Origin of the sequence: Methanothrix harundinacea 6Ac, from assembly GCF_000235565.1 — an archaeon.
Taxonomy (GTDB): domain Archaea; phylum Halobacteriota; class Methanosarcinia; order Methanotrichales; family Methanotrichaceae; genus Methanocrinis; species Methanocrinis harundinaceus.
Map to the genome: position 1 here is coordinate 48,618 of NC_017527.1, position 24,549 is coordinate 73,166.

Consider the following 24,549-nt stretch of genomic DNA (forward strand, 5'->3'; position numbering starts at 1 on the left):
CAATCATCGAAACATTTTTCGCCTATCCCGGCATGATTATAGCAGGAAGCCCGCCGGATCAAAAAGGCCATCGAGGACCTTCAGTTCCTGGAAGGATCTGGCAGCTCTGGCGGATCATAGATCAACGATGGTTGATGCTCGATAAGAAGGTGATGTGAATGCTGGGATACAAAATAGCTATTATGGCGTTGGCGCTGGCGCTGCTGGCTCCGGCCGCATCGGCGATGTTCGAGGGGGTTCACGGCCCCGGGCTGTATTACGGCGGGGTCGTCGGCGGAGAGAGGTTCGAAGGCGTAAAGGGCCCGGTCCTGAGGTACGACGGCTATCATGGAGGTCATGCTTACTCCTTCGGCCTCGACCGATGGGTCTCCATCGGGGGGGAGGCGGGGGCCGAGCCGAGCTTCGTCGAGATGGTGAGGGCGCGTCAGAATGACTTCAACCTGCTGAGGGCGGTCTTGAGCCTCGGACCTTAGAGGCCGGGGGAAGGGCGACCCACCGCGGGCGCGGCCGCCCCAAACCTGCACCTCCAGTCTTCATTTTCATAGCTTCTGACGCCCCTTCCCTATCTGCCTCCTCCCGATTCATCCCACCCTAAGATCCGAGAAGCCCCACCGATCACCGGCGTAGCTTGCGAGCATCTTATATAACTCATCGAAAGAGATCGGAAGCCACGACCACTCGTCGACGGCGGAGCCGCCCCCCTCCTCGCCCTCCTCGGCGAGCCCCTCTTCCACCTCCAGGGGCTGGAGATAGCTGTGGAGCCGGTAGACCCTCTCGCCGACAGGGACCCGGTAGCAGTATAGGGTCCTGGTCGAGCCGTCGACCCCGCGGTACCAGGGAGGCGGCGGCTCGTCTCTGACTTTCCGGCCGCTGGTGGCGTACCTGAGGATGAACTCGTCCTTTATGGCGTAAAACCGGTCCCTAGACTGGGGGGATTCCGTCTTCACCATCTTGTTCGCGGCCCAGATCGCCTCGGCCAAAGCCTCCAGCTCATCGTCGAACTGGTCGCACCAGAGCCGCCACAGCTCCTGGCCGCCGAGTCCGGTCCGGAGTCGGAGTCTCGTCCTCAAAGTAGGGGATGCAAAGATCCGTCCCGCTGAAAAACCCTTCCCCTTTGTCTTCCCTTTTTTCGCGCCCTTCCCCTCGATCGCCCTGTTTTTGCGGGCGCTGGTTCTGCTTGCCGCTTACGTGTTCTGCCCCGCAGGGCCCTTCGACCGGGAGTCGGCGAAGTAGGCGTCGATATCCATGTCCATGTCCGCCTTCATCACCACCCAGCCGGTGATGTGCCCGGCGAGGAACGCCATCCTCTCCCCCTCGGTCTTTGCGAACCGATCGAGGGCCCGCTGGAGGAGGTCGTGGGTGTCTTTCGAGCTTGCGAGGATCTCCTCGATGACGACCCGGTTCACCAGGTCGCACTCCTCTTGGGATAGGCGGAAGATCTCGGCAATTCTTCGTTTCATTATAGCTTCATCTTTCATCGACGGTGGGCCTCCGGGGTCACGTTTCGTTTCCCTCCGACATTTTTTCAACCGCGATCTTCTTCTCCAGTCGTTCCCGGACATAGCGGGCGTTTTCCGCCGTGGGACTTTCAAGCTTCATGAAGAGCGCCTCTGCCTCGCGGATCAGGTCTAGGGCCTGCTCCAGGTTGCCTTCCTCTTCCTCCAAAAGAGCACTTTGGGCTAAAGCGAAGGCGATGCCTGTCTTGTCGTCAAGATCCTGGGCGATCTTCAGACTATCACCATAAAGGCTAAGAGCCTTTTTCAGTTCCCCAGAATTCTGGGCCAAAACTCCCAAATTGAATAGCGACTTTAGGAAGGTGCTCTTGTCCCCGAGTTCTTTGGAGATTTTCAGACTTTCACCATAGAGACGCTTCGCCTCACCGATATCGCCAGAAAGCTGAGCAAGAAGCCCCAACTGGTGCAAAGACCGTGAGATTCCACTCATGTCGCCCAGATCCTGTAAAATCTTCAAGCTATCGCCGTAAAGATGGTAGGCCTCAGCGATATCGCCCCTTGCCTGCGCAAGCACACCCAGTTGATGAAGCGACCTTGCTATGCCGCTCATATCCCCTAGATCTTCGGAGATTTTCAGGCTCTCGTTAAAGAGGCGGTTGGCTTCCGTCAGATCACCACTACGCTGTGCCAATATCCCACACTCATGTAGTGAAATAGCTATGCCGCTCTTGTCACCAAGCTCTCGTTTGATCTTAAGGCTCTCTCCATAGAGGCGGCGCGCCTCCGAAATGTCACCGGTGTCATATGCTAGCATCCCAAGTTGGTGTAGTGACGATGCTATACCGCTCTTATCGCCTAATTCTGATGCGATCTTAAGCCCCTCATTATAAAAGCGGCCCGCCTCGACTATATCGCCGGTAGCCTGCGCTATAGCGCCTAGATTGTGTAGCGATTTTGAGATAGTGCTCTTGTCCCCAAGCTCCTCAGATATCTTAAGGCTCTCTTCGTAGAAACGACGCGCTTCGACGATGTCACCGGTGGCCTGTGCAAGCATTCCAAGTTGATGCAATGACCTCGCAACGCCGCTCTTATCGCCCAGATCCTGTAATATCTTCAGGCTCTCGCCGTAGAGGCGGCGGGCCTCGGTGATGTCGCCAGTCGCCTGTGCCAGCATTCCAAGTTGGTGCAGCGATCTTGAGACAGCGCTCTTATCACCCAGCTCCCGTGCAATCCGAAGGCTCTTGCAATGGAGGCGGCAGGATTCAGCGATATCACCTCTATCCTTTGCCAGAATCCCAAGCTGGTGTAGTGACCTTAAAACGCCCCTATTATAGTCAATCTCCTCGCTAAGTTTCAATTCATGTTTCAGATAATCTGAGGCGTTATCATAGTCGCCTAAATTATAAGAGATCTCACCAAGTTCATCCAAAATCTTGACTGTTTCCTTCTCATCCTTCACCTTTTCAAGGAGGTACTCGTTAATCCTCCTCCGCCTCAGAAGATCCTCCTTGCTCTGATAACGAAGAGATGTGGCCAGAACATCGATCGCCTCGAAGACAGGGCCCCGGTCGCGCCCCTTAAGCTCGTAATAGTTCCCCCTGTACCTCCAGAAGTCTGGGGCTCTTCTTATCACGTCGTCTAGAAAGCTCTGGCTCATAAATACGAGGCTGGGAACCCCCGAATCGTAAAATAGTTCCCGGAAGTTGTTCAGCGCATCCGCCAGCTCCTCGGTGAGCTTTTCAGGCATCGTCCAGATACGCACACCGGCGTCGCCGAAATCTCCGCTCTTCAGGCTCTGTATTACGTCTTCGCCATCTTCGACAGCGATTACTTTCGTCCTGAATCTGCGGCTCAAGGTCCGGATGATCCCGTCCCGGTAAGCTGGGGCGTTGACGACGCAGATTATGAGGTTGCCCCTACCCTTCGAGACCTCCAGCTCCGCGATGATGGTATCGATCTCTTCCAGGTCTTCAGTCCTCGCTTCCTCTAATCCTGAATCTTCAATTCTCGCGTCTTCGATCCTCGCGGCTTCAGCCTTCGCGTCTTCTATTCTTGCATCTTCCATTTTTCCACCAGGGGAAGAAGCAGCGGATCTACGTCGCACCATCTTCCGTTCTCGTCCTCGTACTCGACGGCCGTCAGGCTGAAGAGAAGCTCTCTGCTTATGCCATCGTCCTTGTCCAGGTCGCGGGCCTCCTTCGATTCGTGGATCGCCAGAGCCCTGCGCTTGTGGGCCTCGGTGAGGGTTCTGTCGTAAGTCCTCCTCAGCTTCTCAAGGGCGCTCTCCACGTCCTCGTTCACTATCTTTTCTCTCTTATTTCGGTAAGCCTTGATCGTGGCGTCTCTCATGATCGAGACGAACTCCGAGAGCTTTCCGGTGGAGAGGATAGCCTCGTCCAGAACGGCGTCGTCGATCAGGTGATCCTCCATCCGGTTTCTTACAACGGATCTGTAAAAGCCGAGGTTCGTCTCGTTTCTGCTGCCGTCTCTGTTGATCACCGGAAGCTGCGGCAGGATTATAGCGTCGTCGAAGGCGGGCCTGACGTTCTCGAAGTAGGGGTTGAAGGTGAGGGGGATAGGGAAGGTGTAAATCACAAAACAGCTCGGCTGGGTGAGAAGCTCGTAGTTCTTGTAGAAGAACTCCTCCGCCTGCTCGACGCGGGTGAGCTTGTCCAGGTCGTCGACGATGACGACGAGCTTCTTATCGGTCTTATCCTCTACGTCGACGATCAGCCAGTTGAGCCTCTGGATGAGGTCGCTGATCTGCATCTCCAGCTCTTTTCGGACGTATTCCCGGGTCTTCGCCTCTCGACCCAGCTTCAGGAGGAGAACTTTGGCGAGGGTCAAAGAGATCCCCGCGGCTCTGGACCCGGAAACCTCATCCTCTTCGACCTTTGTGATGCGCTTTACGAAATCCTTGAAGTCCTCCTCGATGTCCCGGTTGAGCTTGACGCCGTCGACCTCTGCCCTGTCGTAGATCATCAGGGCCATCGAGACGAAGAAGTCTCGAAAGTCGAAGTCGCTGACGTTCAGCTGGTCACGGATCGAGTAGCTGACCACAAGAAACCGGTGGGGATCGATCATATCAAGAAGCCGGTTCAGCTCCGTGCTCTTCCCCGAACCCCTGAACCCGAGAAAGAGGTACTTCTCCTTCCGATCCGAGATCTCGATCCGGTCCCTCAGCTCCTCGATGGGGGATGGCGCCTTCGCCGGCCTCTCGACGTAAAAATCCCTGAACTCCTCCGCGGTCTCTAGCGGCTCCACCACCAGGTTGTTGTAGGCCTCTTTCAAGTTCTTCGCCTTCGGCATATCGATGATCCCCTCTGCTCCAAGATCGGATCCCGTTCACCATCAAGAAATGATCCCATGCTCAATAAATCTACCTCTGCCGCCACCCAGAAGAGTATCTGCTCAGCGTCTCAGACCAAAACCGCAGATCAAAAAAGATATTCAAGGCAGATCCATCTCTGCCCGCCAATCCTCGAATCAGACTACCTTCTTTCCCGCCGTCGGCCCCCACATGGCGTTGAAGACCTCCTCCACCTTCACCACCACGGCCGCCTTCGCCGGAAGCTTGTTGTTGACGGCAAGAACCCACTTGGTCATCTCGTCGAAGTGCTTCCCCTCCTTATGGACCGTCGCAGTCCCCTTGATCTGGAAGGACTTCTTCGTCTCGGTGTCGTAGCAGAGGATCGATACCTTGGGGTTCTCGGCGAGGTTTGCCGCCGTCTTGTAGAAGAAGTTGTCTCCGATCATGATCGTCTCGTCGTCGAGGACCTTCAAGAACCCGACGTAGACGACGTTCGGCGTTCCCGAGGCGTCGGCGGTGGCGACGGGGGCGGGCTTCTGCTTCTCCAGGGTTGCTCTTACATCTGGTGGCATCTTCACCATTTAGATCACCTTTCTTCAAATAGAATAGCAATATATTTACTCTTTCCGCCGGGGGGGATGGGGCCGAAGAGAGGGCCTGAAGGGCGGAGGAGCCAACCGTAAAAATTCCTGATAAAATATGGGGGATAGAAGGCCCGCCCCGGGCCGAACCCCGGCCGCCGGAATCAAACGATCCTATCCCCGGCGGTGGGGCCGGAGTTCGCCTCGTAGATCTCCTCGACCTTGAAGATCACGGCCCGCCTCATCTGGAGGTCGGGCTTGCGGGCCCGGACCGACTCTGCCATCTCCTCGAAGATCGGCCCCTCCTCCGCGAAGGCCACCCTCCCCTTGATCTGGTAGGAGCTCCTGGGGTCCTTCGACCAGCAGACGACCGAAGCCCAAGGGTTCTCCGCCAGGTTCGCTGCGGTCTTGTTGAAGAAGTTGTCGGCAAAGACCAGGGTCTCGTCGTCTTTTACCTTCAGGATTCCCATGAAGACGACGTTCGGCTTTCCTTCGGTGGAGGCGGTGGCGAAGGGGATAGGCCACTGCTTCTCCAGGGTCTCTCTCACCTCGGTGGGCATCTTCACCATTCTATCATCACCACACCCAAAAAGAGGGCAGTTTATTTATCCCTTGCCTCCCGGGCGGACTTTATGAAATGGCTCGGGAAGAGCCGATAGGATGCTCCGTGGAAGTGGTTGTAGGAGGCGACGAGGTTCCCATCGACGATCCCGTCTCTCACCCCATCGATCCCCGTCCCCCGCCGGAGGCGGATGGCGTACTCCACCTCTGCTCCCGGGTCCAGGACCAGCTCCGAGTGGTGGAACTCGTGGCCGAGGAAGGATGCGCCCCGGGGGCCCATGGAGCAGTCGCGAAGGAAGGTGCCCTCGGTGTAGCTGACGATCCTTTGCCCCCCCTTCCTGGTCTTTGCCGGAACCAGGCCGACGGCCGGGCGGGACTCTCCGCCCCAGTCGATCTCCTCACAGAGGTACATCAGCCCTCCGCACTCGGCGAAGATGGGGACCCCCTCCTCGTGGGCCCCCCTGATGGACCCGATCATCGACCGGTTCTCCGATAGCTCCTTTGCGTAAAGCTCGGGATACCCCCCGCCGATGTAGAGGCCGTCCACCTCCGGCAGGCTCTGGTCGTGGACCGGGCTGACGGGAACGACCTCCGCCCCCGATAGCTCGATCAGCTCCAGGTTGTCCCGGTAGTAGAAGTTGAAGGCCTCATCCAGGGCGACGCCGATCCTGACGCCGTCGCCCTCCCGGCTGGGCCGGTAAAGGTCCAGCTCCGGCGTCGGCAGGGGCTCCGCCTCGGCGGCGATCTCCAGGATCCGGTCGATATCGAGCCCCTCCTCCACCACCCGGCGGATCTTATCCAGCCGCTCGGCGAACCCCGCGTGCCTCTTCTCCCCCTCCAGCATAGGGACGAGCCCCAGGTGGCGCATGGCTAGGTGCATCGAGTCGTCCCGGGGGATGACGCCGACGACCTCCACCCCGGCGTGATCCCGGATCGCGGAGATCGCCTTATCGGCGTGGCGACCGCCCCCGACCTTATTGAGGATGACGCCCCTGATATCGACAGCGGGGTCGAAGTCGATGTACCCCTTCACCAGGGCCGCAGCGCTCCGGGTGATGGACCGCGCGTCCACCACCAGGATCACCGGCGCCTTCAGCATCTTGGCGATCTGGGCGGTGCTGCCGCGATCGCCGTCGTACCCCTCGTAGAGCCCCCGCACCCCCTCGATGACGGCGACCTCCGCCCCCTCGGCGGCGTGGGCGTAGACCTCCCGGACCGTCTCCTCCGGCATCAGGTGGCCGTCGAGGTTCCGACACCACCGGCCGGTGATCCCGGTGTGGTAGCTCGGGTCGATGTAGTCGAGGGCGACCTTGTAGGACTGGACCGTTAGATCCCTGTTCCGAAGGGCTGAGAGGAGCCCCGCCACGATCGTCGTCTTGCCGCTGGAGCTTCGGTCCCCCGCCAGGAGGACCCGCGGGATCTCAGAGCTCATATCAGGGACAGCTCCCGGAGCTTATCATCATCGATGGGCGAGGGATGCCTCGGCTTTGAGTCCCCGGCGACGTGCTCCGCCAGCCTCCGGTAGACTTGGGCGATCTCCGAGTCGGGCGCCCCCTCGATCACCGAGACACCCCGCCTCTCGCACCTCTGGACGATGGGATCTTTGGGGATGAAGGCGACCATTTCGCTTCCGAGCTCCCGAGCGAACTTCTCCACGATCTCCCGTTCGCCGGCGGCCTCCCGGGAGTTGCATATCACCCCCGCCAGGGGGGTGTTCAGCCTCCTCAGCCCGCGACAGATGTTGTTGGCGGCGTAGATCGGCATGTACTCCCCCGAGGTTATGATGTAGGCCTCGGTGACCAGCCCCTTCCTGATGGGGGCGGAGAACCCGCCGCAGACGATGTCCCCCGGCACGTCGTAGAGGGTGAGGTCGATCTCGTCCAGGACCTTCGAGACCTTCCTGAGAAACTCGATGGCGACAATGATCCCCCGGCCGGCGCAGCCGACGCCGGGCTCCGGCCCCCCCACCTCGATGCACCTGACGCCGCCGTACCCCTCGAAGACGACGTCCTCCTCGGCGATCTCGCCCCCGGCCCGGATCAGATCCATCATCGTCGGGATCCTCCGTCCGACCAGGGTTATCGTCGAGTCGCTCTTGGGGTCGCAGCCGACCATCAGCACCCGAAGACCTTTCTCGGCACAGGCGGCCGCTACGTTGGAGGCGGTGCAGGACTTTCCGATCCCCCCTTTGCCGTATATCGCAACATGCTTAACCTGGGACATGTTCTATCTCCAGAACGCCCAGAGCTTCGCCATCGGATATACACGTTATCCAGAGGGGGCGTAAGAGAAGAGTCGGCAGGCAGGGGAGATCAGATCTAGTTCGGGGGTATGAGATTAGCATCTATCGCCGGTAGAAGAGAGAGGGGAACCTTCGGCTCCAGGGCCCTCCTATCCGTCGGGGCGGTCTTCTATCTATTGACCATGACCATGGGGGCCTTGGGGCAGGTGCCGATGGCCGAGGTCCGGGGCACCTTCTCCGGTGGGAACGGGAGCTGGGACGCCGAGAGCTTCGGCTGGTTCTACTACGACCTGGACGAGGGGGTCGGAGGCGAGAGGCTCGCCGCGGAGGCTGAAGAGAGACGGATCCCGGAGGGTCACCTCTACTATTCGAGCAGGGTCTGGACCGAGGAGTTCGACTACCCCGGATGGGGCCGCTATCAGGCCGTCGCCTTCCTGGGAAAGAAGTACCTGGCCGGCTACCTGAAGAGCAACTTCACCGACGCCGTCTCCGCCCTGGAGGAGGGGGAGCTCCGGGAGGTCCTCCTCGACTATGAGGGGATCCAGACCGCCACCTCCAAGGCCCCCCTCTTCCTCGAGGGCGGCTACTGGATCGAGGTGGCGGGGGCCTCCTCCGATGGGAAGATGGCCTACCTGATATTGAAGAAGAACGGCGTCGAGGTGGATCGGGCGGTGGTGAGGGTGGGGGATACCTACACATACAAGGTGGGAGACCACCGCCTTCCCATCATCATCGCCTCCGTCAGCGCGGCGATGCAGGGGACCCAGATGGCGATCGTCGACATCGACGGCCTCTTCCAGGTCCGGGACGTGCCCACCTTCAAGATAGAGGTTGGAGACCAGATCGGCGCGATGGAGGTGACAGCCCTCGCCGAGGGGAGGATAGAGCTGGAGAACGCCCGGGACATCATCCTCCGGCGGGGGAGCACCATCCCCCTCGCCGGAGGCCTGATGCTGAGGGTGAGAGACACCCCTGAGCTGATCTACTACCCCCTGGGGGAGATCACGGAGTACGGCCTCCACAAGATCAGGGGGCCGGTTTATAGCGAGAGCTCCCAGGTTCCGATCAGCACGGCCGTCGGAGATTTTGTCGGATACGCCGCGGCCCGATGGAACGACGAGAACTTTACAGGTTTTTATTTTGATGATGATAAAAAAATGGGTTCGGAGAGCTTGATAATTCACAGAACCGATGAGAGATACATAAGAACCCCCGCCAGAGAGGGGCCTAGGCTGGTGGATGGAGCTGAGTATATATGCTTCGTCCATGAGGTGGAGTTCGAGTTCGATCCTTGGGGCAGCTATCAGGTGGTCTGCTTTCTGGGAGACGTCTGGTTTGTGGGTTATGGAACCACCGCCCGCCTGGATGTGAAGCCGATCAGCATGCTGGCCCAAGAGCAGATCGGCCGCATCATCATCGACACCGACCAGAGAGATACGGCCGTGGCGGGAGATCTCTACTACCTGGGGGAGGGGTATACCCTCTCCATCCGCGATGTCACCAAGGATGAGGTCAAAGACGACAAGATCTTCATCGAACTGAGAAAGAACAACCAGCTGGTGGACACCGCAGTGATGAGACCGAACTCAACGTATATCTACAAGAGAGACGTGGGCAACGTCAAAGACCTGCCCATAATCGCCCTTCACGTGGAGAACATCTTCAGCGACGGTGAGGATCAGTTCGCCATAATTGACGGCCTATTTCAGGTATCCGACAGCCAATTTCTCCCCATAAAGGCCGGTGACGAGCTCGGCGAAATGACCGTCGTTTTAATCGGGCCCGATCTCGGGATCTACATGGTCAACATGGACTACATCAACCTGAAGCGCGATTCCGTCGTCGGCATCCTCCCGGGGATGAACATCGCCGTCGCCGACAACGATACCCTCCGATATTACATCTACAAGAATGAATACGTACTGCCACCTCCCGAGGTTGTAGAGATTTACCTTCCACAAGAGCCGGTCCCCTCGGGGGGGGTGGCCAACTTCTCGGCGTTCATCAGGGCTGGGGATATCGTCAGCGTCACCGCCGAGACCGTCGACGCCGGGGGTCGGCGGGTGATCCAGGGAGACCTCACCCGGTCGGGGGTCGGGGCGAGGGACCAGTGGCTCTACTCCTGGCAGTGGAACGCCACCGTTCCCGCCCTCAGCGACGACGGGACCCTCCTTCCCGAGTCGGACCTTCAGGGAGGGGTCCTGAAGCTGAACGATACCGCCGAGCCGGTGCCGGTCTCGGTGAACTTCGACACCTCCGGGAGGATCGGCCTGATCCGGGACACGGCGGGAGAGATCTACTACATATCCCCCGCCGAGTACGAGAGGCTGGGGCTAAACGCCACATACGCGGAGATGGCCTCCGACGAGGCCCTCCGGAATAGGTACGTCAAGATCGAGGCCGGGGCGAGCGAGATCAGGTTCTTCCAGGTCGTCGACGGCAATGCAGTCCTCGGCAATAGGAGTCACAAGCTCTGGTTCTCGCCCCAGGGGATCGAGCCCCACCTAGTCCGGGTCGGAGCCCCGGCGGGGCGGTATGAGGTGAGGCTGAGGGTGGAGAACGCCATGAACGCCCTCCAGGCGACGGGGCTCTACTTCGAGGTCTCAGGATCGAAACTCTGGTCCGCCGCCGTCGGGTCGGCGACGGTCCGGGCCGGCGAGAGGTTCGCCCTCCCCCTGGAGATCCCGCCGTCGGAGAACGGGACGATGGTGGCCCTCACCTATGACCCCCGCCGCCTCACCTTCGAGGGGATCGAGGACGGGGCCGAAGAGGGGTGCGGCCTCTCTCCGGACTTATCGGAGGAGGGAACGATCGGCCTCGAGGTCCCAGGAGGCTGCTCCGCCTTCAACCTCACCTTCCGGGCCGGGATGGCGGAGGGGGAGAGCGAGGTGGGGATCAGGGAGATGGGGGGGGGAGAGTTCAGAAGGGTAATCAACGGGACTGTGAACGTCACCGCCCCTGCAGAGCCGAGGGGGAGGATCCCGGCGCCGGGGGCGGCCTTCGCCCTGCTGGCGGTGGGGCTAGCCTTCGCCCTGGCGGGACGGCGGAGGAGGTAGACCTGCCGTTTCGCCATCGACAGCCCCCTCCGGCAGGGCAGGAGCTGATCTAGGGGGCTGGCTCCCGCCCCAGGCGGGCGAGCTCCCTCAGATACTGGAGCCTCCTCGCCTGGTACGCCCGCCGCCGCGAGCCGAAGGGGACGTACTCGGAGACCGCCCACCCCTGGCCCGCAAGCTTCTCCTTGGTCAGATCGGATAGCCCCATCAGAAAGCCGAACTCCACGAGGGTCTTCTCTTCTGATAGCCGCCCCAGGGCCCACTCTATGACCTCCGGATCGTGGGTCGCAAGAGAGAAGGGCCTCTCAAAAGCGAGGGCCGCCTCCACCAGACCCTTCAAGCGCTCCTGGACCTCCCGGAAATCGGCGACGTCGCCGGGGTATGCCCCCTTCACCAGCCGGGGCCGGATCCCGCTCCCGAGAAAGGCCTCCAGGTCATCGGTCGTCCGGTCGAAGTTCGCGGCGACGGCCAGGGTGAGGGGCCCCTCGGCCGCGCATTCCAGGGCCGCCTCGAGGGTGAACTCCACCAGGGGCTTTCCCTCCATGTCGATCTCAAAGCCGACCCCGGCTTGTGCGGCCTCTCTGGAGAGGGTTCGCAGGTTCTCCAGGCAGAGCCTCCGGTCGAAGAGCGCCCCGAGGTCGGTCAGCTTCACCGATATGGAGGCGGAAAGCCCCTCCTCTTCCTCAAGAGCTGTCAGGCAGGAGCGGTAGGCATCCACCGACCCTGCAGCCGCCTCCTCATTCCTGGCGTTCTCCCCCAGAACGTCCAGGGTGCAGCGGATGCCCCGAGCGTTCCTCCCTCTGCACCACCTCAACGCCCCCGCCAGGTCCGGGAGGGCCCAGCGGTCCTCTGATCCCGTCATCTCCATCTTAGAGGCGGTTCTTCGAAGATCGATAATAAATTTTCCGAGATGGCTTGCGGCGGTGAGGGACGAGATCCTCTCCCGGCCGGAGCTCGCCAACGTCAAAGCCGTCAGGGACGGGAGGGTTCACGTCCTAAACAGCAAGGCCAACAGCGGTTTGCGGTCCATAATCGGGGAGCTTTATCTCGCCAAGTGGTTCCATCCCCAGCTCTTCGAGGATGTCGACCCCGGAGAGGTTCACCAGGATATGATCCGAAGGTTCTTCGACCTGGAGCTCGATGGAGCCTACGCTTATCCCTGAGCTGGAGAGATAGATCGATCAGGAGCCTGGCCGAAGGTTCGGTCAGGCTGTTTCCAGGTCGCGATCCCGGCAAGCACATCTCGCAGCGGTGGATACGGATGGTGATCGACAAGGCGGCGAGGCAAGCGGGGGTCAGAGAGCTTATGCCACATCCAAAGATGGCAGGTCGATGAACATCGTCAGCCCACACACCTTGCGCCATCTGCATGCTGTGGCTGCTTTGGATAGCGGTGTTCCATTGAATGACTTACAGCAGCAGCTAGGCCACACCAATCTGAAGACGACCTCAATCTATCTGAAGGCGGACATCAACCACCGGCGGAAGAGGTACGAGGGATTCAATATCTAAGACCTTAGTCCCGAGAAACATAGCACGGGCATGGGAAGACTACTGGGACACGACTGCGAAAAATACTATGCTCTGGAGCGTTGATACGGAAAGCCAGTATAATCCTAAACTTAGACTATTTATAGTTTTAAAGCCGTGGCCTCATTGAGACTTCTAGGAGGGAGGACATGTTGAGCAAGAAAGGAAAAACAGTAGCGGCGGTCATGCTCTTCATAATATATTCGCTCTCAATGATGGGGAGCTTGGGCTATTTCTCTCTGGATTACGGCTATGTCAATATCACAGTGATAACGCCTCAGCCTACGGTTTGGTATACGAATACTACAATCTACCCGTCAGGAAAGGTCGTGGATGGCTTCTTGATAAATATGTCTGCATCAGGAGCTATTGGCAACGAGGTTGTGTTTTGGGCAGATGCCACTCCTTCGCAGGGTGGACAATTTACTCCCCCCGATCCCAACGGGTTACTGAATCAAATAAATACTTCTACTTCTTCCGTGGAGAAATATTTAAGGACTAATTTAGGCTATTGGTATGCGTTCATACTACTGCCGGATGGGTCGGTGACCCTGAAGGCTGAGGATAATGCGACATTGCAAGCAATGTTTCCACTCCTTACGTTTGATTGGAGGAATGAAACATTGGCTGAGGCGTATAATACGACAAAGTTTGTCGTGTCGCCAACCTATGAGAACGATTTCCCGTTCCAAGTTGATTTTCCAGGAGGTATCAAGGCTGTTCTTGATATCGACTCTTACAAATCGGTTTGGTTTGATCGAACAGATGATTTTCCCTCGGGAAAGAGTACTTACAAGGCAGCGGTAGATATGAACGCTTCGGGATCAATAGGGAGAGAGGTTGCCTTTTTTGTTGACGAGAACCCGGAGCAAGGACCGATTGCTATACCATGGACTGATGAAGACATGGCTCTCTACAATAACTCTGCGATAAATACCACCTTGATCCCAGAGTTGGATGGAGAAATGCACACGTTCAACGCCTCCGGGTACTATTATGCTTTTGTCCTGTTTGAGCATGGGGCGGTTGCTGTAACCGCCGAAGATAATCAAACGCTTGAAAGGATGATGGATCTTCTCTATTTTGAACAAAGAGACGACCCCCCATTCCATATTTTATTATATAACGTATAATATGTATGGCTAGTTATGTGGCTTTCAGATCGAAGCTTCCGTTTCTTGCAGATATCGGAACAACATGTTTTCCAGCGAGATTTACTGGTAAAAAGAAAAAACGTCCCTACCGCCGGATTGCCTCGGCGACGAGCCCCGCGACCGTCACGGTGCTCACCGCCTTCTCCAGGGTGTCGGTCGCGATGATCGACTCGACCCCCGCCCGGCACAATTTCAGGACGGCACTCCCCGTCAGGACGGGATGGACCGAGCCGAGGTAGACCCTCTTCGCCCCCTTCGACTTGAGGATCGATATCGCCTGGGCCATCGTCCCGCCGGTGGCGATCATGTCGTCGAGGATGACGACGTCCCTTCCGGCGGCGTCGATCTCCTTTGGAGCCATCGAGACCTCGGTCCCGCTGTGCCTCGTCTTCTCCAGGTAGTCGTAGGGGACGCCGAGCCTCTCGGCGGCGGCCCTCGCCATCCGGACCGCCCCCTTGTCGGGGGATATGATCACCGGGTCGTCCAGCCCCATCTTTTTGATCTCGTCGGAAAGAAGAGGCGTTGCGTCGAGGTCCGTGGCCTCGTGTCGGAAGTTGTTGAGGACCGACCGGTCGTGGATGTTGATGGTGAAGATCCGGGAGCCCTCCGCGAGGAAGGAGTCGATGGCTCCGGCCATCGCCCTCGCGGATAGGGGCTCGCCGGGCTTGAACTGCTTGTCCTGGCGGGCGTAGCCGAAGTAGGGGATGACGAGGTCGATCTTCCTTCCCCGGCAGACGTCCAGAAGCTGGAGGAGCTGGATGATGTCCCGGTCCGAGGGGGTGCTCTGGACGACGACGATCCGATCGTCGAGGTCGGAGCAGACCTGAGTATAAGCCTCGCCATCGGGAAAGCTGCTGTACTCGCACAAAGCCAGATCTTCTTTTAAAATTGCCGCTATCCTACCCCCCAGAAGCTGGGAGGATGGTCCACCGATGATCATCAATAATCGCCCCAATATTTTAATTTAAACAATATAGCTTGAGACCCCGTCTGCCCGATCCATTCTCAGCTCCCGACGACCTTCATCTCCGCCCTGACGGTGGGGACCACAAACGACCCCACCATCCGAGGGTCGGTCCCGACCTTGACCGAGGAGAGGAGGTCGAAGACGTTCCCCGCCAGCATCAGGGACCGGATCGGTTTTTGGGCGGCGCCGTCTTCGACCACGAAGACGTTCCTCGCCTCCACCGAGAAGTCGCCGGAGACGGGGTTAGCGGTGTGCGCCCCGATGACGCCGGTGACGAGGTAGCCCCGCTCCGTCTCCGCCAGGACGTTCGAGGGATCGGCGGAGGAGATGATGACGTTCGTCGTCCCGATCCGCGGGATCCCCGCGTACCCCGGCCGGTCGGCGTTCCCCGTGCTCAGAGTCGCCATCGGCGCCTTCCCCGCGGTGTAGGTGTCGTAGAGGTAGGCCCGGAGGATCCCCCCCTCCACCAGGGCCGTCCTCTGGGAGGGGACGCCCTCGCCGTCGAAGCTGGAGGTGGCCATCCCGCCGGGGAAGAGGCCGTCGTCGATTATCATCAAGCTCTCCTCGGCCACTTTCTCCCCGATCCTCCCCGCCAGGGACGACCTCCCCTTCTGGACGAGGTCTGCGAAGGTGGAGGGGAGGAAGGCGTTGTCGAGGATCTCGGCGAAGGCTATGGGCCCCAGGAGGACCTGGGCAACCCCGTCCTCCCCCCGGACCCCGCCCAGGGACCTCGCCGCGAGGTCGGAAGCGGACCTCCCCACCTCCGAGATATCTTGAGGGGCGGACCTGGAGTTGGCAAAATCGTAGCCTGTAGAGGCGGAGCCGTCGGCGTCCCTCGCCACCGTCTCGATGAAGGCGGTGAAGGTCGTACCCCTCTCCCAGAGTTCCAGGCCGTTGGTGTTGATAAGAAGCTCCGTCCCCGAGACGGCCGAGACTCCCCCGGAGACGGGCTCCGCCCCGGCGACCGTGGCCGCGCCCTGGATGAGGGTTGCTGCCAGCTCCAGGCACTCCTCAGGACCCAGATCGGCCGTCGCCGGATCGTAGACCCCCTCGGGATGGGCCGCCGCCCTCGGGACCGGCAATGACCGCCACTTTTCGTCGGAGCCCCGGGCCCGGGCCGCCCGAACTGCCCCCTCGGCCACCATATCGAGCTTCGATAGGTCGCTGGTGGACGAGAATCCTACCGCCCCCCTCAGGACGGCCCTGAGGCCGAGGCCCCGGGAGAGGCTCTCGCTCGCCATCTCCACCCGATCCCTCCGGAGGTCGACGTCTACGGATCTGACCATAAGGCCGAAGACCTCCGCCTCCTCCGCCCCCGCCTTCTCGGCCAAAAGTAGGAGTTGACGGGCTCCCTCGAAGAGATCCTCGATCATGATGAGATCAACCGATGTAGCGGAGGTCTTCCTCGCCGCTCGTCTCGAAGGGCATCTGGGCCTTCTCCATCTCCCGGAGCTTGCCTACTATCCGCTCCATCTCCCGCGCCCGCTCCTCCAGGGCCTGCATGTCCACCTCGATCTCCAGGGCCTTCGACAGAACCCGGAGGACCTCCTGGGCGCTCTTGGGATCGACCAGGTAGCCGCTGGTGGTGCCCATCAGGCAGACGGCGTCGATGTCCCTGAGCCTTGATAGGCCCACCAGAAGGCCGCTGACCCCGACGATCCCCCCGCCCGGCTCGTTCTCCTGGAAGACGACGCCGTAGCTCTTCATCTCCTCGACGAGATCGTGGCTGTTAGCAGCCCCCAGGACCTGGGGCTTGTCGACGAACTGGCCGGTGCCGTACCCGCCCAGGGTGTAGATCCTCTTGACCCCGAACTCCTCACAGAGGTCTAGGAAGGCGCCCGCGAGCTCGTAGTGGCCTTCGTTGGTGGCGCTCTGGTAGTCGCCCACCAGCAGGAGCAGATCTCGATTCTCGCCGCGGTGGACGTAGATCTCGTTTCTGACCTGCTTCACCGTCCCGTCGTCCAGGACGATGACCTGGGGGGGGAGGTGGGGGGAGTAGACCTCGATCATCAGCTCCGCCTCCAGCTCCTCGATGAGGTGCTCTGCGACGAGCTTTCCGACGTGGCCGACGCCCGGAAGCCCCTCTATCAGGATGGGGTCCTTCAGCTCCAGGTCCATTAATCTGCGAACGGTGGTTTCTCTCATTCGGCCTCCTGGCGCAGGGCCCGCCGGTACCGGCCGTACCGGTCCTCGGGGGAGAAACGGGCGGGCTTCGTCTGGCTGGTGGATGCGCCACAGATGGGGCAGATATCCTTCAGGGTGTACAGGCCACAGGTCCTGCACCTCTTGATCTTCGACCTCATGCCTGCCTGTGGAAGGCGCCTTCGCCGCCCTGCTTCTCTATGAACTTTATCGCCGCCTGAGCCGCCTTCCGCAGCTCCGCCTCGGCGAGCTTATAGTCGGGGGCGGTGACGTGGATCCTGTACCGGGGGGCTCCGACGTACCTCACCTCCAGGGTGACGTCCTCCTCCTTCGTCTTCGCCGCCTTCTTGAGGGCCTTCCTGATCTGCTCCACCCCGTCGGGGGCGGGGCTGGTGATGTCGACGTAGCCGGTGATCTCGACGTAGGGGATCTTGACGTTCTCCTGAGATATGGTGAGGACCTTTTCCGCGTCCTCGGGGCGGAGCCCCGCCTCAGCGAGGGCGTCGATGCCCCGGACGGCAGCGTCCTCCAGGGCGACGTAGAGGCTCTCGTACCCTTTGACGAGGGCTCCGGTCACCTCGCCGAGGTGCTCCTCGTCTCCCTCGTAGGCCATCTCCAGCCACTTCCAGGCCTTCTGATCCGCCTTCCACGCCTGGATCTTGTCCCGCCTCTGGTGCTCGTTGACGTCTTTGAGGGAGAGGTCGATGTGGTGCCGGGAGGGGTCGACGTTCAGGACCTTGCAGACGATCTTCTGGCCTTCGCGGACGTGGTCGCGGATGTACTTTATCCAGCCGCTGGCCACCTCCGATATGTGGATCAGACCTCTCTTGTTCGCGTACTCGTCCAGGATGACGAAGGCGCCGAAGTCCACCACCTGGTCGACGGTGCAGACCACAAGCTCCCCAGGTTCAGGCCAACCCTCACGCTGCATATCGATCACTCTAGCACTTCGAGGATCTGGGTCTTGATCTGGGCCTTGCCGCCCATCGGCTCCGCCAGGGTCCTGCCGCAGACGAGGCACTTGACGACGGTGGCGGCGTTGCCGAAGATGACCTGCTCGTTCTCGCAGTCGTTGCACTTGACCTTCAAAAATTTCGACAGAGTTAACCCTCCACCAGATCGAACTTTGAGACTTTGAAGCCCTTGCGGTTGTGGGCCTTCTTGCACAGGCTGCACCGATATCTGAGGTTCACCCTCTTCGTCGGCTTGTCCCCGCCGGGGACCTTGGAGAACTTCCCAGAGTTTCCTATACCCTGGGCCCGCTGCTTCTGTCGGTCGATGTGGGCCATCGAGGTGGCCCGTCCCTTTCGCACCCTCTCCACCACGTGGGAGGTGTGCTTCTTGCAGAAAGGACAATGAGCTTTAAACTCCTTTGGCATCTTCATGGGTTCACACCTGCTTGCATTCGCGAGCTAAATTTTTATTGCACAGGTTCTTGGCGTGCAGTGCCGGGAGCATCACCAGATCTCCCCGTTCTAGGGAGTAGCGCCTCCCATCGACGCCAACGAACGTCGGAACGCTCTCCATCATCATCACAAGGGCGTATTCCTGGTTCATACCCCTCTTGGGCGTTAAAGCCCTTTCGGTGGTCGGGCCCTCGGCCCGGTTCACCCGGGAGAGGATCGACTCCCGCCCCTCGGTTAGGGCGGCCAGGGTATCCCTGTAAATCCGCTCCTCCTCGGGGGTCATCCCCTTGACGGCGACGTCCTTGGAGGCGGAGCCCGCCCGCTGGACCTTCTTTGAGATCTTCTTGATCCGGAGGTCGATGAGCCTTCCGATGGAGCCCCGGGCCGCCTTCAATTCGTCCTCCAGGATCTGGGCCTCGACGGAGTAGGGGTCCTTCACCTGGGAGCGATCTCGCTCCAGCTCGGCGAGGTACTCGCCCACCTTCTCGTAGAAGCCGGTCTCCAGGGGCAGAAGCTCTGCCGCCTTCCGTTCCTTTCGCAGGAGGTTCACCAGGTCCAGGTCGCTCATCTTCGGCCGTCCTCAACGCCCACGTCGGAGAGGGATATTAGCCCCTCTCATCGGTCTAAAGCTTTCCCCAGCTCCGCCACCTTCCGGGCCGCGAGGAAGACGGCCGCGTACTGGGGGAGGACCGTCGGCCCCTCCTCCAGGTCGAAGCTCTCGCCCTTCATCTCGATGGCGTAGGGCCCCCGGAGGCAGACCTCCACGGGCCGGTCGCCGAAGACGACGGCGTCGCGGAGGGGGTCGAAGGACGCCAGGCCCGAGATGGTGAGGGGGGTCACCCGGAGCCCCGTCCCCCCGTGGAGGCTGAGGGGGAACCTTATCAACCTTTTGACGTCGGTGGTCACCGGCTCGTCGGTCTCGCCCTTCTCCTCTTGGCCCAGACTAAATCCGATCTGGACGCCCTCGCCAGAAAGATAGTCTTCTATCAGGGGATTCCAGAAGAATCCTTCGCTTCCCCTGAAAAAATCAATGCTTTCGCCCCCGCGAATCTTATCCAGTATATCATCCCTCAGCGCAGTTCTGTAGATATGCATAGCTATTGTCTTTCCGATCCCCTTTCGGGATGTGAGAAGATTAATGGCTTCGTCCTCGTCCATCTCCCGTAGGCGCTCAAAGGAGGACAAAATTGACTTGTTGAATCTTTTTCCCCAGCCTGGAGCATTTTCGGGGGGGCACTTTAATATAACGGCTTTGTCGACTCCAAAATCACCGTCTACCGACACTTTAGATATGAACTTCTTAATATCCAGTCCTCTTCCGGTCAGGTAGTCGACGATCTCGCGCCGCTCGCCGCTGCCTAGATCGGTGACCCGAGGGTCCCGGACGTGGATGTGGTAGCCCCTCCCGCCGGAGAAGACGACCTGGATCTCCTCGGCCCCAAAGCCGAAGTCGCCGGTGAGGAACTCCAGGAGCTTCGTGGTCTCGGCCTTGACGAAGTCGAGCATCTCGTGGTAGGACGAGGGAGCGTTCCGGAGGTGGTCGGCGTCGAGGTCGAAGATCAGGTCGGCGCCGAGCCACCCCTTCTCCCGCATGGTGGGGGCCCCCGGCCGCTCGTAGATCGCCGCGGAGTGGTAGACGTGGGCCGGGACCTGGGTTCGGATGTAGTCGACGAGCTCGGAGCGGGTCGAGAAGGCCTTGTGGCGGCGCATCACGAACTTCGGCATGTCGTCGAAGAGGATGAAGCCCCACTCCCGCCGCTCCATCGAGGGAGGCATCTCCAGGGACGCCTCCAGGTAGTACTCCCGGAACCTGGAGCGGAGGAACTTCACCGTCTCCGGCTTCAAAGATGCCCCTCCATCGATCTCATATCTCCTGCCAGTCGGCCGATCATCCTCCAACCCTCCCAGGCCATCCCGTCATCCCTCAAAGGATCTGTAGATTTCGGGCCGCCGGTCCGCCAGGGCCGGGATCTCCCTCCGGGCACTGTCCCTCTCGGCGAGGTCGATCTCGGCGAGGATCACCTCCTCGTCGGGACCCGCCTCCGCCAAGGCCCGGCCCCGGGGGTCGAGGATGACGGAGCCGCCGGAAAACTCGGGGCCCGCGCCGTTGCAGCCTATGTGGTGGATCTGGTTCTCGATTGCCCGAGCCCGGCAGAGGGTCTCCCAGACGCGCCCCCGGGAAGGCGGAAACTGGGCGATGGTGACGAGGAGGTCGGCGCCCGCGAGGGCGAGGCTCCTTGCCACCTCCGGGAACCGGAGGTCGTAGCAGATCGAGAGGCCGATCCTCCCCCTGGAGGTCTTCACCGGCGATATCGATTCGCCGCCGTCGAAGTGCTCCTTCTCGGTCCCGAAGGGGTGGATCTTCTCCTGAAATCCGATCCCAGCCCCGTCGAGGCAGAAGCCCCGGTTCAGCCTTCCATCCACCAGAGACCCCACCACGAGGCAGCCGTGCTCCTCGGCGAAGGACCGGAGGGGGTCGAGGGAGGGGTAGGGCGGCCGGTCGGATAAATCCCGTCGGTAGCAGAAGCCGGTGAGGAAGAGCTCCGGAAAGACGAGGATCTCCGCGCCCCCGCCGACGGCCTTGTTCGCCAAAGACAGGGCGCGGCGGAGGTTCTCTTCTCTCTCGCAGAGCTGGATCTGAAGCTGGATGCAGGCCGCGATCATGATCTTAAAAAAGAGGGCGGAGTATATTAAGATGATTCGTCCTCTCGCCCGGCCCGGCCCCTCCTCCGCCCCGCCGAAAGAAGAGAGAAATACTTTGAGGCTCAACTTCACCGTGGTGGGATCTTGAGCGAGAAGGTAGAAGAGGAGATAAGGCGGGCCGAGGCGGGGGAGGAGTTTCGGGTCTGCGCCGCCTGCGGGTACGAGAGGGGGTTTCACGTCTCCTTCCTCCGCGACGGTGCCGACTACAAGATAGTCCTGATCTGCCCGAACTGCGGGGCGAGGTATGACGTAGGGTGGAGGGCGGAGGTTTAGTCATTCAGAAGTGTGATGATATTATCTGATATCTTGGACAAAGTTAAGATCTAATCATACTTTTAACCGTAAAATTCATATCCGATCAGCTCCACCATTATATCCAGAGGTGATAACTCGTGCCAGAGAACGCAACTCCGAGAAGGAAGAAGATGGTGATATCCGACGCCGCCGTGCCCTTCGTCGCCCGGGGCGGCCGGGTCTTCGGCCGCCAGATCGTCTCCGCCGACCTGGACATATCCGACGGCGAGGAGGTCCTGGTGGTGGACAGAAACGACCGGATCATAACCACCGCCCGGGCCGTCCTCTGAGGGCCTGCCGGGTCACCAACCTTTTTTTCTCTTTTTTTCGGCGTGGGGTCGGAAAAGGATTTCTTCTGCCCCGCCAACGGCCCTCCTGAATCGGGCCGACCCCTCCCTTCGGCCCGAGATCGAGATTCCGGGGGCCTTCGATTGAGATCAGATGAGAACCTCATCCTCCTCCGCCACGGCCAGTCCGTCTACAACCGCGAGAAAAGGTTCACCGGCTGGGCCGACGTCCCCCTCTCGCCCACGGGCGAGGCGGAGGCGCGGCGGGCCGGCCGGCTTCTCCGCTCGCAGGGGCTGGAGTACGAGATCGCCTTCACGTCGCTCCTCAAGAGGGCGATCAAGACCCTCTGGCTCGTCTCCGAGGAGATGGAGCTGGAGTGGGTTTCGGCCGTCAAGGCGGTGGAGCTGAACGAGCGCCACTACGGGGCGCTCCAGGGCCGGACCAGAGACGAGGTGGCGGCCCTGGCAGGAGAGGAGCAGGTCCGGCTCTGGCGGCGCGGCTTTTCGGAGAGGCCGCCGCCCCTGGATTACGACGATCCCCGCCACCCCCGCTTCGACCGGCGCTACCGCTTCTTGGCGGCTGATCGGCTTCCTTCCGCTGAGGCCCTGGCCGACGTCAGCGACCGGATCGTCCCCTTCTGGACCGATAGGATCGCGCCCGAGGTGAGGTCCGGCCGGAGGGTCCTCGTCGTCTCCCACGGAAACGCCCTCCGCGCCCTGGTCAAATACCTGGAGGGGATCAGCGACGACGGGATCGCCGCCGTGGAGATCCCGACGGGAGTACCCCTCGTCTACCACCTCGGCCCGGATCTCCGCCCCCGGTCCCGCCGCCTCCTCTTCGAAGAGGAGGGAATCGCAGATGATCGCAGATACTGAGCATCTTACTAGATCAGATCATATCAGGGCGGATCAGATCAGAGGGGATCAGAGGTTCTCGTTCTGGTAGGCCCCCTCGTACCCCTTCTCCGCGGTGGCGCTGAGCCGGTAGAAGGCGAGCTGGATCAGCCGGGCGTTCCTCTTCAGCCGGAGGCCTCCGGGGTTGAAGACGACGAGGAGGGACTGGCTCCGGCCCCGATAGCCGGGGTCCCAGAGGGCGGTCTCGACCGTCGCCCCGCTCCGCAGGAGGCTCGACCGGGGCCTTGCCAGGGCGGCGATATCCTTCGGTATGGAGACCGCCTCGTTGAAGGTGACGAGATAAGCTCCAGGGTCGAGGTGGACCCACCCGGATTCGTCGAAGGGGATCTCCTCGGTCTTGGAGACCTTTCTCTCCCGATTGTCGTAGTCGACCGCCCCCGGCGTCGCGAAGAGCTCGACGGACCGCAAGGTCAGGTCGACGCCGCAGACCTGGACCTGCACCTCGGGGTCGACCATATCGGTGACTGCGCCCCGGTCCAGGAGATCCCTCAGCTCTATTCCCGCAATTATGGACAAATCAATAACCTCCGTCCTTCAGCCCTCACCAAGAGAGATCCTCTTTTCGGTCCCGGCCGGCCCCTGTCATCGGGAAGGTTATATTAACCGCCCCAACAGATCGGAGGGACGATAAGGCGGAGCAGATCTGCGGAACGGATCTGCTAGAGCGGATCTGCGGAACAAATAGTCTGGCTGGTGCAGAAGTTGTTCGAATGGCTCCTCATCCCCATCTCCCTTGCGATCCTGCTGCTCATCCTCGCCGCCCCCCTCATAGTCGTATACCTCTTCTTCCGCCTCTCGGCCGAGGCCTTCTACCAGGTGGGTTTCCGCTACTGGCACGCCCTCCTGATGGTCTTTGGAAGCTTCCTCGGAAGCTCCGTCAATTTCCCCCTCCACTCGGGGACGATCACCGAGTACCCCCCCATATTCCTCGGGGCGGCGTCGATCCTATCGCCGGCCCTGGACCTCTCCTTCCCCGCCACCTTCCACCCGGTCGTCCTGGCGGTGAACCTGGGCGGGTGCCTCATCCCCATCCTCGTATCCCTGACTATCCTCGTCCGGTGCCAGGTCTCAGCGAGGAGGGCGATCCTGGGGACGCTGATCGTGGCGGCTATAACGTACAGGATGGCGATGCCTGTCGCCGGCGAAGGGATCCTCCTCCCCGTCTACGTAGCCCCCACCCTCGCCGCCATCTCCGGCCTCGTTCTGGCGAGGAGGCTCCAGGCCGCCCCCGCCCTCGCCTACATCAGCGGGACGATGGGAACCCTCCTCGGAGCGGACATCTTCAACCTCCTCACCCCCGGGGTCCTGGCAGCCCTCGCCCCGCCGATGGTCGGCCCCGGCTCGATGGGCATCGCCCCAAGGCCCCTCGTCTTATCCATAGGCGGGGCGGGGGTCTTCGACGGCATCTTCCTCACCGGGATCATCGCCGTCCTCCTTGCGGCCTTCGTCGTCCACTTCTTCCATCGATCCGGAACGATCATATCGAAGAGCTGCACCGGCCAGGATCGATAGACCCGGAGGAGAGGAAGGGCCCCAAAAGGTGGAGGCCCGGGAAGGCCGGGCCCGCCTGAGAAGTGCAGGAGGAAGAGGAGGTGGAAGGGGGGCATGGAGACGGCCGGCGGGGCTCTCGGCCACCTCAGCTCCATCATTTTTCTCGAGGCTGGCTAGGATTCAAAGGCCGAGGCCGAAGAAGTCCAGGATGATGACGGCGATCGCCCCCGGTGCCCCCAGGAGGGCGCAGACGAGAAGGACCGGCAGGCTGTAGGGGATGGCGAGGCCTCCGACGGCGTTGGCAAGGAAGAGGATGAGGAGGCCGACGAGGGTGTGGACGGCCAGAAACTTTACGGACCTCATGATCAGGCTGAAAGAGGCGTATATCGCGAATATGAGGAGCAATCCCAGGATCAGGATCTCGACTTGGACCATGAACGACCCCATGCCATAACCTTA

The 24,549-nt window shown here is 60.8% G+C and carries 30 protein-coding genes; 9 read left to right on the forward strand and 21 right to left on the reverse strand.

All coding sequences use genetic code 11. From position 1 onward, the window contains the following. Positions 1-158: 158 nt before the first annotated feature. Positions 159-473 (forward strand): hypothetical protein, encoded by a 315-nt coding sequence (locus tag MHAR_RS00200; RefSeq protein ID WP_014585621.1) that lies wholly within the window; start codon positions 159-161, stop codon positions 471-473. 108 nt (positions 474-581) lie between these two features. Here the strand turns inward: MHAR_RS00200 and MHAR_RS00205 are convergent, their stop codons facing one another. The 8 genes from MHAR_RS00205 to cfbC form a co-directional block, all read right to left on the reverse strand. Further along, on the reverse strand, positions 582-1,070 hold the full coding sequence (locus MHAR_RS00205; protein ID WP_014585622.1) for a hypothetical protein: 489 nt from the start codon (positions 1,068-1,070) through the stop codon (positions 582-584). 114 nt (positions 1,071-1,184) lie between these two features. Next, positions 1,185-1,460, reverse strand: a complete 276-nt coding sequence (locus MHAR_RS00210; RefSeq protein ID WP_048144177.1) for a hypothetical protein — start codon at positions 1,458-1,460, stop codon at positions 1,185-1,187. Between the two features lie 37 nt (positions 1,461-1,497). Further along, positions 1,498-3,519: a tetratricopeptide repeat protein gene (locus MHAR_RS00215; protein ID WP_014585624.1), complete on the reverse strand. Its 2,022-nt coding sequence runs from the start codon at positions 3,517-3,519 to the stop codon at positions 1,498-1,500. Further along, positions 3,501-4,763, reverse strand: coding sequence for a signal-recognition-particle GTPase (locus MHAR_RS00220; protein ID WP_014585625.1), 1,263 nt, complete (start codon positions 4,761-4,763; stop codon positions 3,501-3,503). The genes MHAR_RS00215 and MHAR_RS00220 overlap by 19 nt, the downstream gene beginning before the upstream one ends. Before the next feature lie 177 nt (positions 4,764-4,940). Next, positions 4,941-5,336, reverse strand: coding sequence for a pyridoxamine 5'-phosphate oxidase family protein (locus MHAR_RS00225; protein ID WP_266335523.1), 396 nt, complete (start codon positions 5,334-5,336; stop codon positions 4,941-4,943). Between the two features lie 173 nt (positions 5,337-5,509). Beyond that, entirely contained in the window at positions 5,510-5,914 is a 405-nt protein-coding gene (locus MHAR_RS00230) for a pyridoxamine 5'-phosphate oxidase family protein (RefSeq protein ID WP_014585627.1), read from the reverse strand. A gap of 32 nt (positions 5,915-5,946) precedes the next feature. Beyond that, positions 5,947-7,338, reverse strand: coding sequence for a Ni-sirohydrochlorin a,c-diamide synthase (gene cfbB, locus MHAR_RS00235; protein ID WP_014585628.1), 1,392 nt, complete (start codon positions 7,336-7,338; stop codon positions 5,947-5,949). Beyond that, positions 7,335-8,129, reverse strand: a complete 795-nt coding sequence (cfbC, locus tag MHAR_RS00240; protein ID WP_014585629.1) for a Ni-sirohydrochlorin a,c-diamide reductive cyclase ATP-dependent reductase subunit — start codon at positions 8,127-8,129, stop codon at positions 7,335-7,337. The genes cfbB and cfbC overlap by 4 nt, the downstream gene beginning before the upstream one ends. 108 nt (positions 8,130-8,237) lie before the next feature. Between cfbC and MHAR_RS00245 the strand changes: the two genes are divergently transcribed. Further along, positions 8,238-11,204 carry an S-layer protein domain-containing protein gene (locus MHAR_RS00245; protein WP_014585630.1) on the forward strand — a complete coding sequence of 989 codons (2,967 nt, stop codon included), beginning with the start codon at positions 8,238-8,240 and terminating at the stop codon, positions 11,202-11,204. 49 nt (positions 11,205-11,253) lie between these two features. On the opposite strand, the gene MHAR_RS00250 is transcribed toward MHAR_RS00245, so the two are convergent. Continuing rightward, complete coding sequence (locus MHAR_RS00250) at positions 11,254-12,069, reverse strand: proline dehydrogenase family protein (RefSeq protein ID WP_048144178.1); 816 nt, start codon at positions 12,067-12,069, stop codon at positions 11,254-11,256. Positions 12,070-12,124: 55 nt separating this feature from the next. Here MHAR_RS00250 and MHAR_RS00255 point away from each other — a divergent pair, with 55 nt between their 5' ends. The 3 genes from MHAR_RS00255 (at position 12,125) to MHAR_RS00265 (ending at position 13,864) form a co-directional block, all read left to right on the forward strand. Next, positions 12,125-12,364, forward strand: a complete 240-nt coding sequence (locus MHAR_RS00255; protein ID WP_014585632.1) for a binding protein — start codon at positions 12,125-12,127, stop codon at positions 12,362-12,364. Between the two features lie 169 nt (positions 12,365-12,533). After that, on the forward strand, positions 12,534-12,713 hold the full coding sequence (locus tag MHAR_RS14150) for a tyrosine-type recombinase/integrase (protein WP_048144179.1): 180 nt from the start codon (positions 12,534-12,536) through the stop codon (positions 12,711-12,713). 167 nt (positions 12,714-12,880) lie between these two features. Then, complete coding sequence (locus MHAR_RS00265; RefSeq protein WP_014585633.1) at positions 12,881-13,864, forward strand: hypothetical protein; 984 nt, start codon at positions 12,881-12,883, stop codon at positions 13,862-13,864. A gap of 106 nt (positions 13,865-13,970) precedes the next feature. Here MHAR_RS00265 and MHAR_RS00270 read toward each other — a convergent pair whose 3' ends face one another. The 10 genes from MHAR_RS00270 to MHAR_RS00315 form a co-directional block, all read right to left on the reverse strand. Next, the gene (locus tag MHAR_RS00270) at positions 13,971-14,825 is read right to left on the reverse strand and encodes a ribose-phosphate diphosphokinase (RefSeq protein ID WP_014585634.1); all 855 of its coding nucleotides are present in this window, start codon (positions 14,823-14,825) and stop codon (positions 13,971-13,973) included. A gap of 65 nt (positions 14,826-14,890) precedes the next feature. Next, positions 14,891-16,225 carry a TldD/PmbA family protein gene (locus tag MHAR_RS00275; RefSeq protein ID WP_014585635.1) on the reverse strand — a complete coding sequence of 445 codons (1,335 nt, stop codon included), beginning with the start codon at positions 16,223-16,225 and terminating at the stop codon, positions 14,891-14,893. Positions 16,226-16,232: 7 nt separating this feature from the next. Continuing rightward, positions 16,233-16,997 (reverse strand): proteasome assembly chaperone family protein, encoded by a 765-nt coding sequence (locus MHAR_RS00280; protein ID WP_048144180.1) that lies wholly within the window; start codon positions 16,995-16,997, stop codon positions 16,233-16,235. Next, positions 16,994-17,155: an RNA-protein complex protein Nop10 gene (locus MHAR_RS00285; RefSeq protein ID WP_014585637.1), complete on the reverse strand. Its 162-nt coding sequence runs from the start codon at positions 17,153-17,155 to the stop codon at positions 16,994-16,996. The genes MHAR_RS00280 and MHAR_RS00285 overlap by 4 nt, the downstream gene beginning before the upstream one ends. Next, positions 17,152-17,925 carry a translation initiation factor IF-2 subunit alpha gene (locus MHAR_RS00290; protein ID WP_048144706.1) on the reverse strand — a complete coding sequence of 258 codons (774 nt, stop codon included), beginning with the start codon at positions 17,923-17,925 and terminating at the stop codon, positions 17,152-17,154. The genes MHAR_RS00285 and MHAR_RS00290 overlap by 4 nt, the downstream gene beginning before the upstream one ends. Before the next feature lie 5 nt (positions 17,926-17,930). After that, positions 17,931-18,083: a 30S ribosomal protein S27e gene (locus MHAR_RS00295; RefSeq protein WP_014585639.1), complete on the reverse strand. Its 153-nt coding sequence runs from the start codon at positions 18,081-18,083 to the stop codon at positions 17,931-17,933. Positions 18,084-18,097: 14 nt separating this feature from the next. Next, complete coding sequence (locus tag MHAR_RS00300) at positions 18,098-18,379, reverse strand: 50S ribosomal protein L44e (RefSeq protein ID WP_014585640.1); 282 nt, start codon at positions 18,377-18,379, stop codon at positions 18,098-18,100. Positions 18,380-18,383: 4 nt separating this feature from the next. Next, the gene (locus tag MHAR_RS00305; RefSeq protein WP_014585641.1) at positions 18,384-18,968 is read right to left on the reverse strand and encodes a hypothetical protein; all 585 of its coding nucleotides are present in this window, start codon (positions 18,966-18,968) and stop codon (positions 18,384-18,386) included. Positions 18,969-19,015: 47 nt separating this feature from the next. Next, positions 19,016-20,245 (reverse strand): DNA primase small subunit domain-containing protein, encoded by a 1,230-nt coding sequence (locus MHAR_RS00310; protein ID WP_014585642.1) that lies wholly within the window; start codon positions 20,243-20,245, stop codon positions 19,016-19,018. Positions 20,246-20,317: 72 nt separating this feature from the next. Beyond that, the gene (locus tag MHAR_RS00315; RefSeq protein ID WP_014585643.1) at positions 20,318-21,064 is read right to left on the reverse strand and encodes a carbon-nitrogen hydrolase family protein; all 747 of its coding nucleotides are present in this window, start codon (positions 21,062-21,064) and stop codon (positions 20,318-20,320) included. A 123-nt stretch (positions 21,065-21,187) separates the two neighbouring features. Here MHAR_RS00315 and MHAR_RS00320 point away from each other — a divergent pair, with 123 nt between their 5' ends. The 3 genes from MHAR_RS00320 (at position 21,188) to gpmA (ending at position 22,560) form a co-directional block, all read left to right on the forward strand. After that, on the forward strand, positions 21,188-21,376 hold the full coding sequence (locus tag MHAR_RS00320; RefSeq protein WP_014585644.1) for a hypothetical protein: 189 nt from the start codon (positions 21,188-21,190) through the stop codon (positions 21,374-21,376). 119 nt (positions 21,377-21,495) lie between these two features. After that, on the forward strand, positions 21,496-21,687 hold the full coding sequence (locus tag MHAR_RS00325; protein ID WP_014585645.1) for a PUA domain-containing protein: 192 nt from the start codon (positions 21,496-21,498) through the stop codon (positions 21,685-21,687). 141 nt (positions 21,688-21,828) lie between these two features. Continuing rightward, positions 21,829-22,560 carry a 2,3-diphosphoglycerate-dependent phosphoglycerate mutase gene (gene gpmA / locus MHAR_RS00330; RefSeq protein WP_048144181.1) on the forward strand — a complete coding sequence of 244 codons (732 nt, stop codon included), beginning with the start codon at positions 21,829-21,831 and terminating at the stop codon, positions 22,558-22,560. 48 nt (positions 22,561-22,608) lie between these two features. Here the strand turns inward: gpmA and MHAR_RS00335 are convergent, their stop codons facing one another. Further along, entirely contained in the window at positions 22,609-23,115 is a 507-nt protein-coding gene (locus MHAR_RS00335; RefSeq protein WP_014585647.1) for a deoxyuridine 5'-triphosphate nucleotidohydrolase, read from the reverse strand. A 177-nt stretch (positions 23,116-23,292) separates the two neighbouring features. On the opposite strand from MHAR_RS00335, the gene MHAR_RS00340 reads away from it, so the two are divergent. Then, positions 23,293-24,111, forward strand: coding sequence for a DUF1614 domain-containing protein (locus tag MHAR_RS00340; RefSeq protein ID WP_228369571.1), 819 nt, complete (start codon positions 23,293-23,295; stop codon positions 24,109-24,111). A 159-nt stretch (positions 24,112-24,270) separates the two neighbouring features. On the opposite strand, the gene MHAR_RS00345 is transcribed toward MHAR_RS00340, so the two are convergent. After that, positions 24,271-24,525 carry a pro-sigmaK processing inhibitor BofA family protein gene (locus tag MHAR_RS00345; RefSeq protein ID WP_048144707.1) on the reverse strand — a complete coding sequence of 85 codons (255 nt, stop codon included), beginning with the start codon at positions 24,523-24,525 and terminating at the stop codon, positions 24,271-24,273. Between the last annotated feature and the right edge of the window lie 24 nt (positions 24,526-24,549).

Excerpts from the sequence above, each read along its gene's own strand:
- MHAR_RS00200 (WP_014585621.1), top strand. The coding sequence starts at position 159 with ATGCTGGGATACAAAATAGCTATTATGGCGTTGGCGCTGGCGCTGCTG.
- MHAR_RS00210 (WP_048144177.1), bottom strand. The coding sequence starts at position 1,460 with ATGAAACGAAGAATTGCCGAGATCTTCCGCCTATCCCAAGAGGAGTGC.
- MHAR_RS00215 (WP_014585624.1), bottom strand. The coding sequence starts at position 3,519 with ATGGAAGATGCAAGAATAGAAGACGCGAAGGCTGAAGCCGCGAGGATC.
- MHAR_RS00220 (WP_014585625.1), bottom strand. The coding sequence starts at position 4,763 with ATGCCGAAGGCGAAGAACTTGAAAGAGGCCTACAACAACCTGGTGGTG.
- MHAR_RS00225 (WP_266335523.1), bottom strand. The coding sequence starts at position 5,336 with ATGCCACCAGATGTAAGAGCAACCCTGGAGAAGCAGAAGCCCGCCCCC.
- MHAR_RS00230 (WP_014585627.1), bottom strand. The coding sequence starts at position 5,914 with ATGGTGAAGATGCCCACCGAGGTGAGAGAGACCCTGGAGAAGCAGTGG.
- cfbB (WP_014585628.1), bottom strand. The coding sequence starts at position 7,338 with ATGAGCTCTGAGATCCCGCGGGTCCTCCTGGCGGGGGACCGAAGCTCC.
- cfbC (WP_014585629.1), bottom strand. The coding sequence starts at position 8,129 with ATGTCCCAGGTTAAGCATGTTGCGATATACGGCAAAGGGGGGATCGGA.
- MHAR_RS00245 (WP_014585630.1), top strand. The coding sequence starts at position 8,238 with ATGAGATTAGCATCTATCGCCGGTAGAAGAGAGAGGGGAACCTTCGGC.
- MHAR_RS00250 (WP_048144178.1), bottom strand. The coding sequence starts at position 12,069 with ATGGAGATGACGGGATCAGAGGACCGCTGGGCCCTCCCGGACCTGGCG.
- MHAR_RS14150 (WP_048144179.1), top strand. The coding sequence starts at position 12,534 with ATGAACATCGTCAGCCCACACACCTTGCGCCATCTGCATGCTGTGGCT.
- MHAR_RS00265 (WP_014585633.1), top strand. The coding sequence starts at position 12,881 with ATGTTGAGCAAGAAAGGAAAAACAGTAGCGGCGGTCATGCTCTTCATA.
- MHAR_RS00270 (WP_014585634.1), bottom strand. The coding sequence starts at position 14,825 with ATGATCATCGGTGGACCATCCTCCCAGCTTCTGGGGGGTAGGATAGCG.
- MHAR_RS00275 (WP_014585635.1), bottom strand. The coding sequence starts at position 16,225 with ATGATCGAGGATCTCTTCGAGGGAGCCCGTCAACTCCTACTTTTGGCC.
- MHAR_RS00280 (WP_048144180.1), bottom strand. The coding sequence starts at position 16,997 with ATGAGAGAAACCACCGTTCGCAGATTAATGGACCTGGAGCTGAAGGAC.
- MHAR_RS00285 (WP_014585637.1), bottom strand. The coding sequence starts at position 17,155 with ATGAGGTCGAAGATCAAGAGGTGCAGGACCTGTGGCCTGTACACCCTG.
- MHAR_RS00290 (WP_048144706.1), bottom strand. The coding sequence starts at position 17,925 with ATGCAGCGTGAGGGTTGGCCTGAACCTGGGGAGCTTGTGGTCTGCACC.
- MHAR_RS00300 (WP_014585640.1), bottom strand. The coding sequence starts at position 18,379 with ATGAAGATGCCAAAGGAGTTTAAAGCTCATTGTCCTTTCTGCAAGAAG.
- MHAR_RS00305 (WP_014585641.1), bottom strand. The coding sequence starts at position 18,968 with ATGAGCGACCTGGACCTGGTGAACCTCCTGCGAAAGGAACGGAAGGCG.
- MHAR_RS00315 (WP_014585643.1), bottom strand. The coding sequence starts at position 21,064 with ATGATCGCGGCCTGCATCCAGCTTCAGATCCAGCTCTGCGAGAGAGAA.
- MHAR_RS00345 (WP_048144707.1), bottom strand. The coding sequence starts at position 24,525 with ATGGTCCAAGTCGAGATCCTGATCCTGGGATTGCTCCTCATATTCGCG.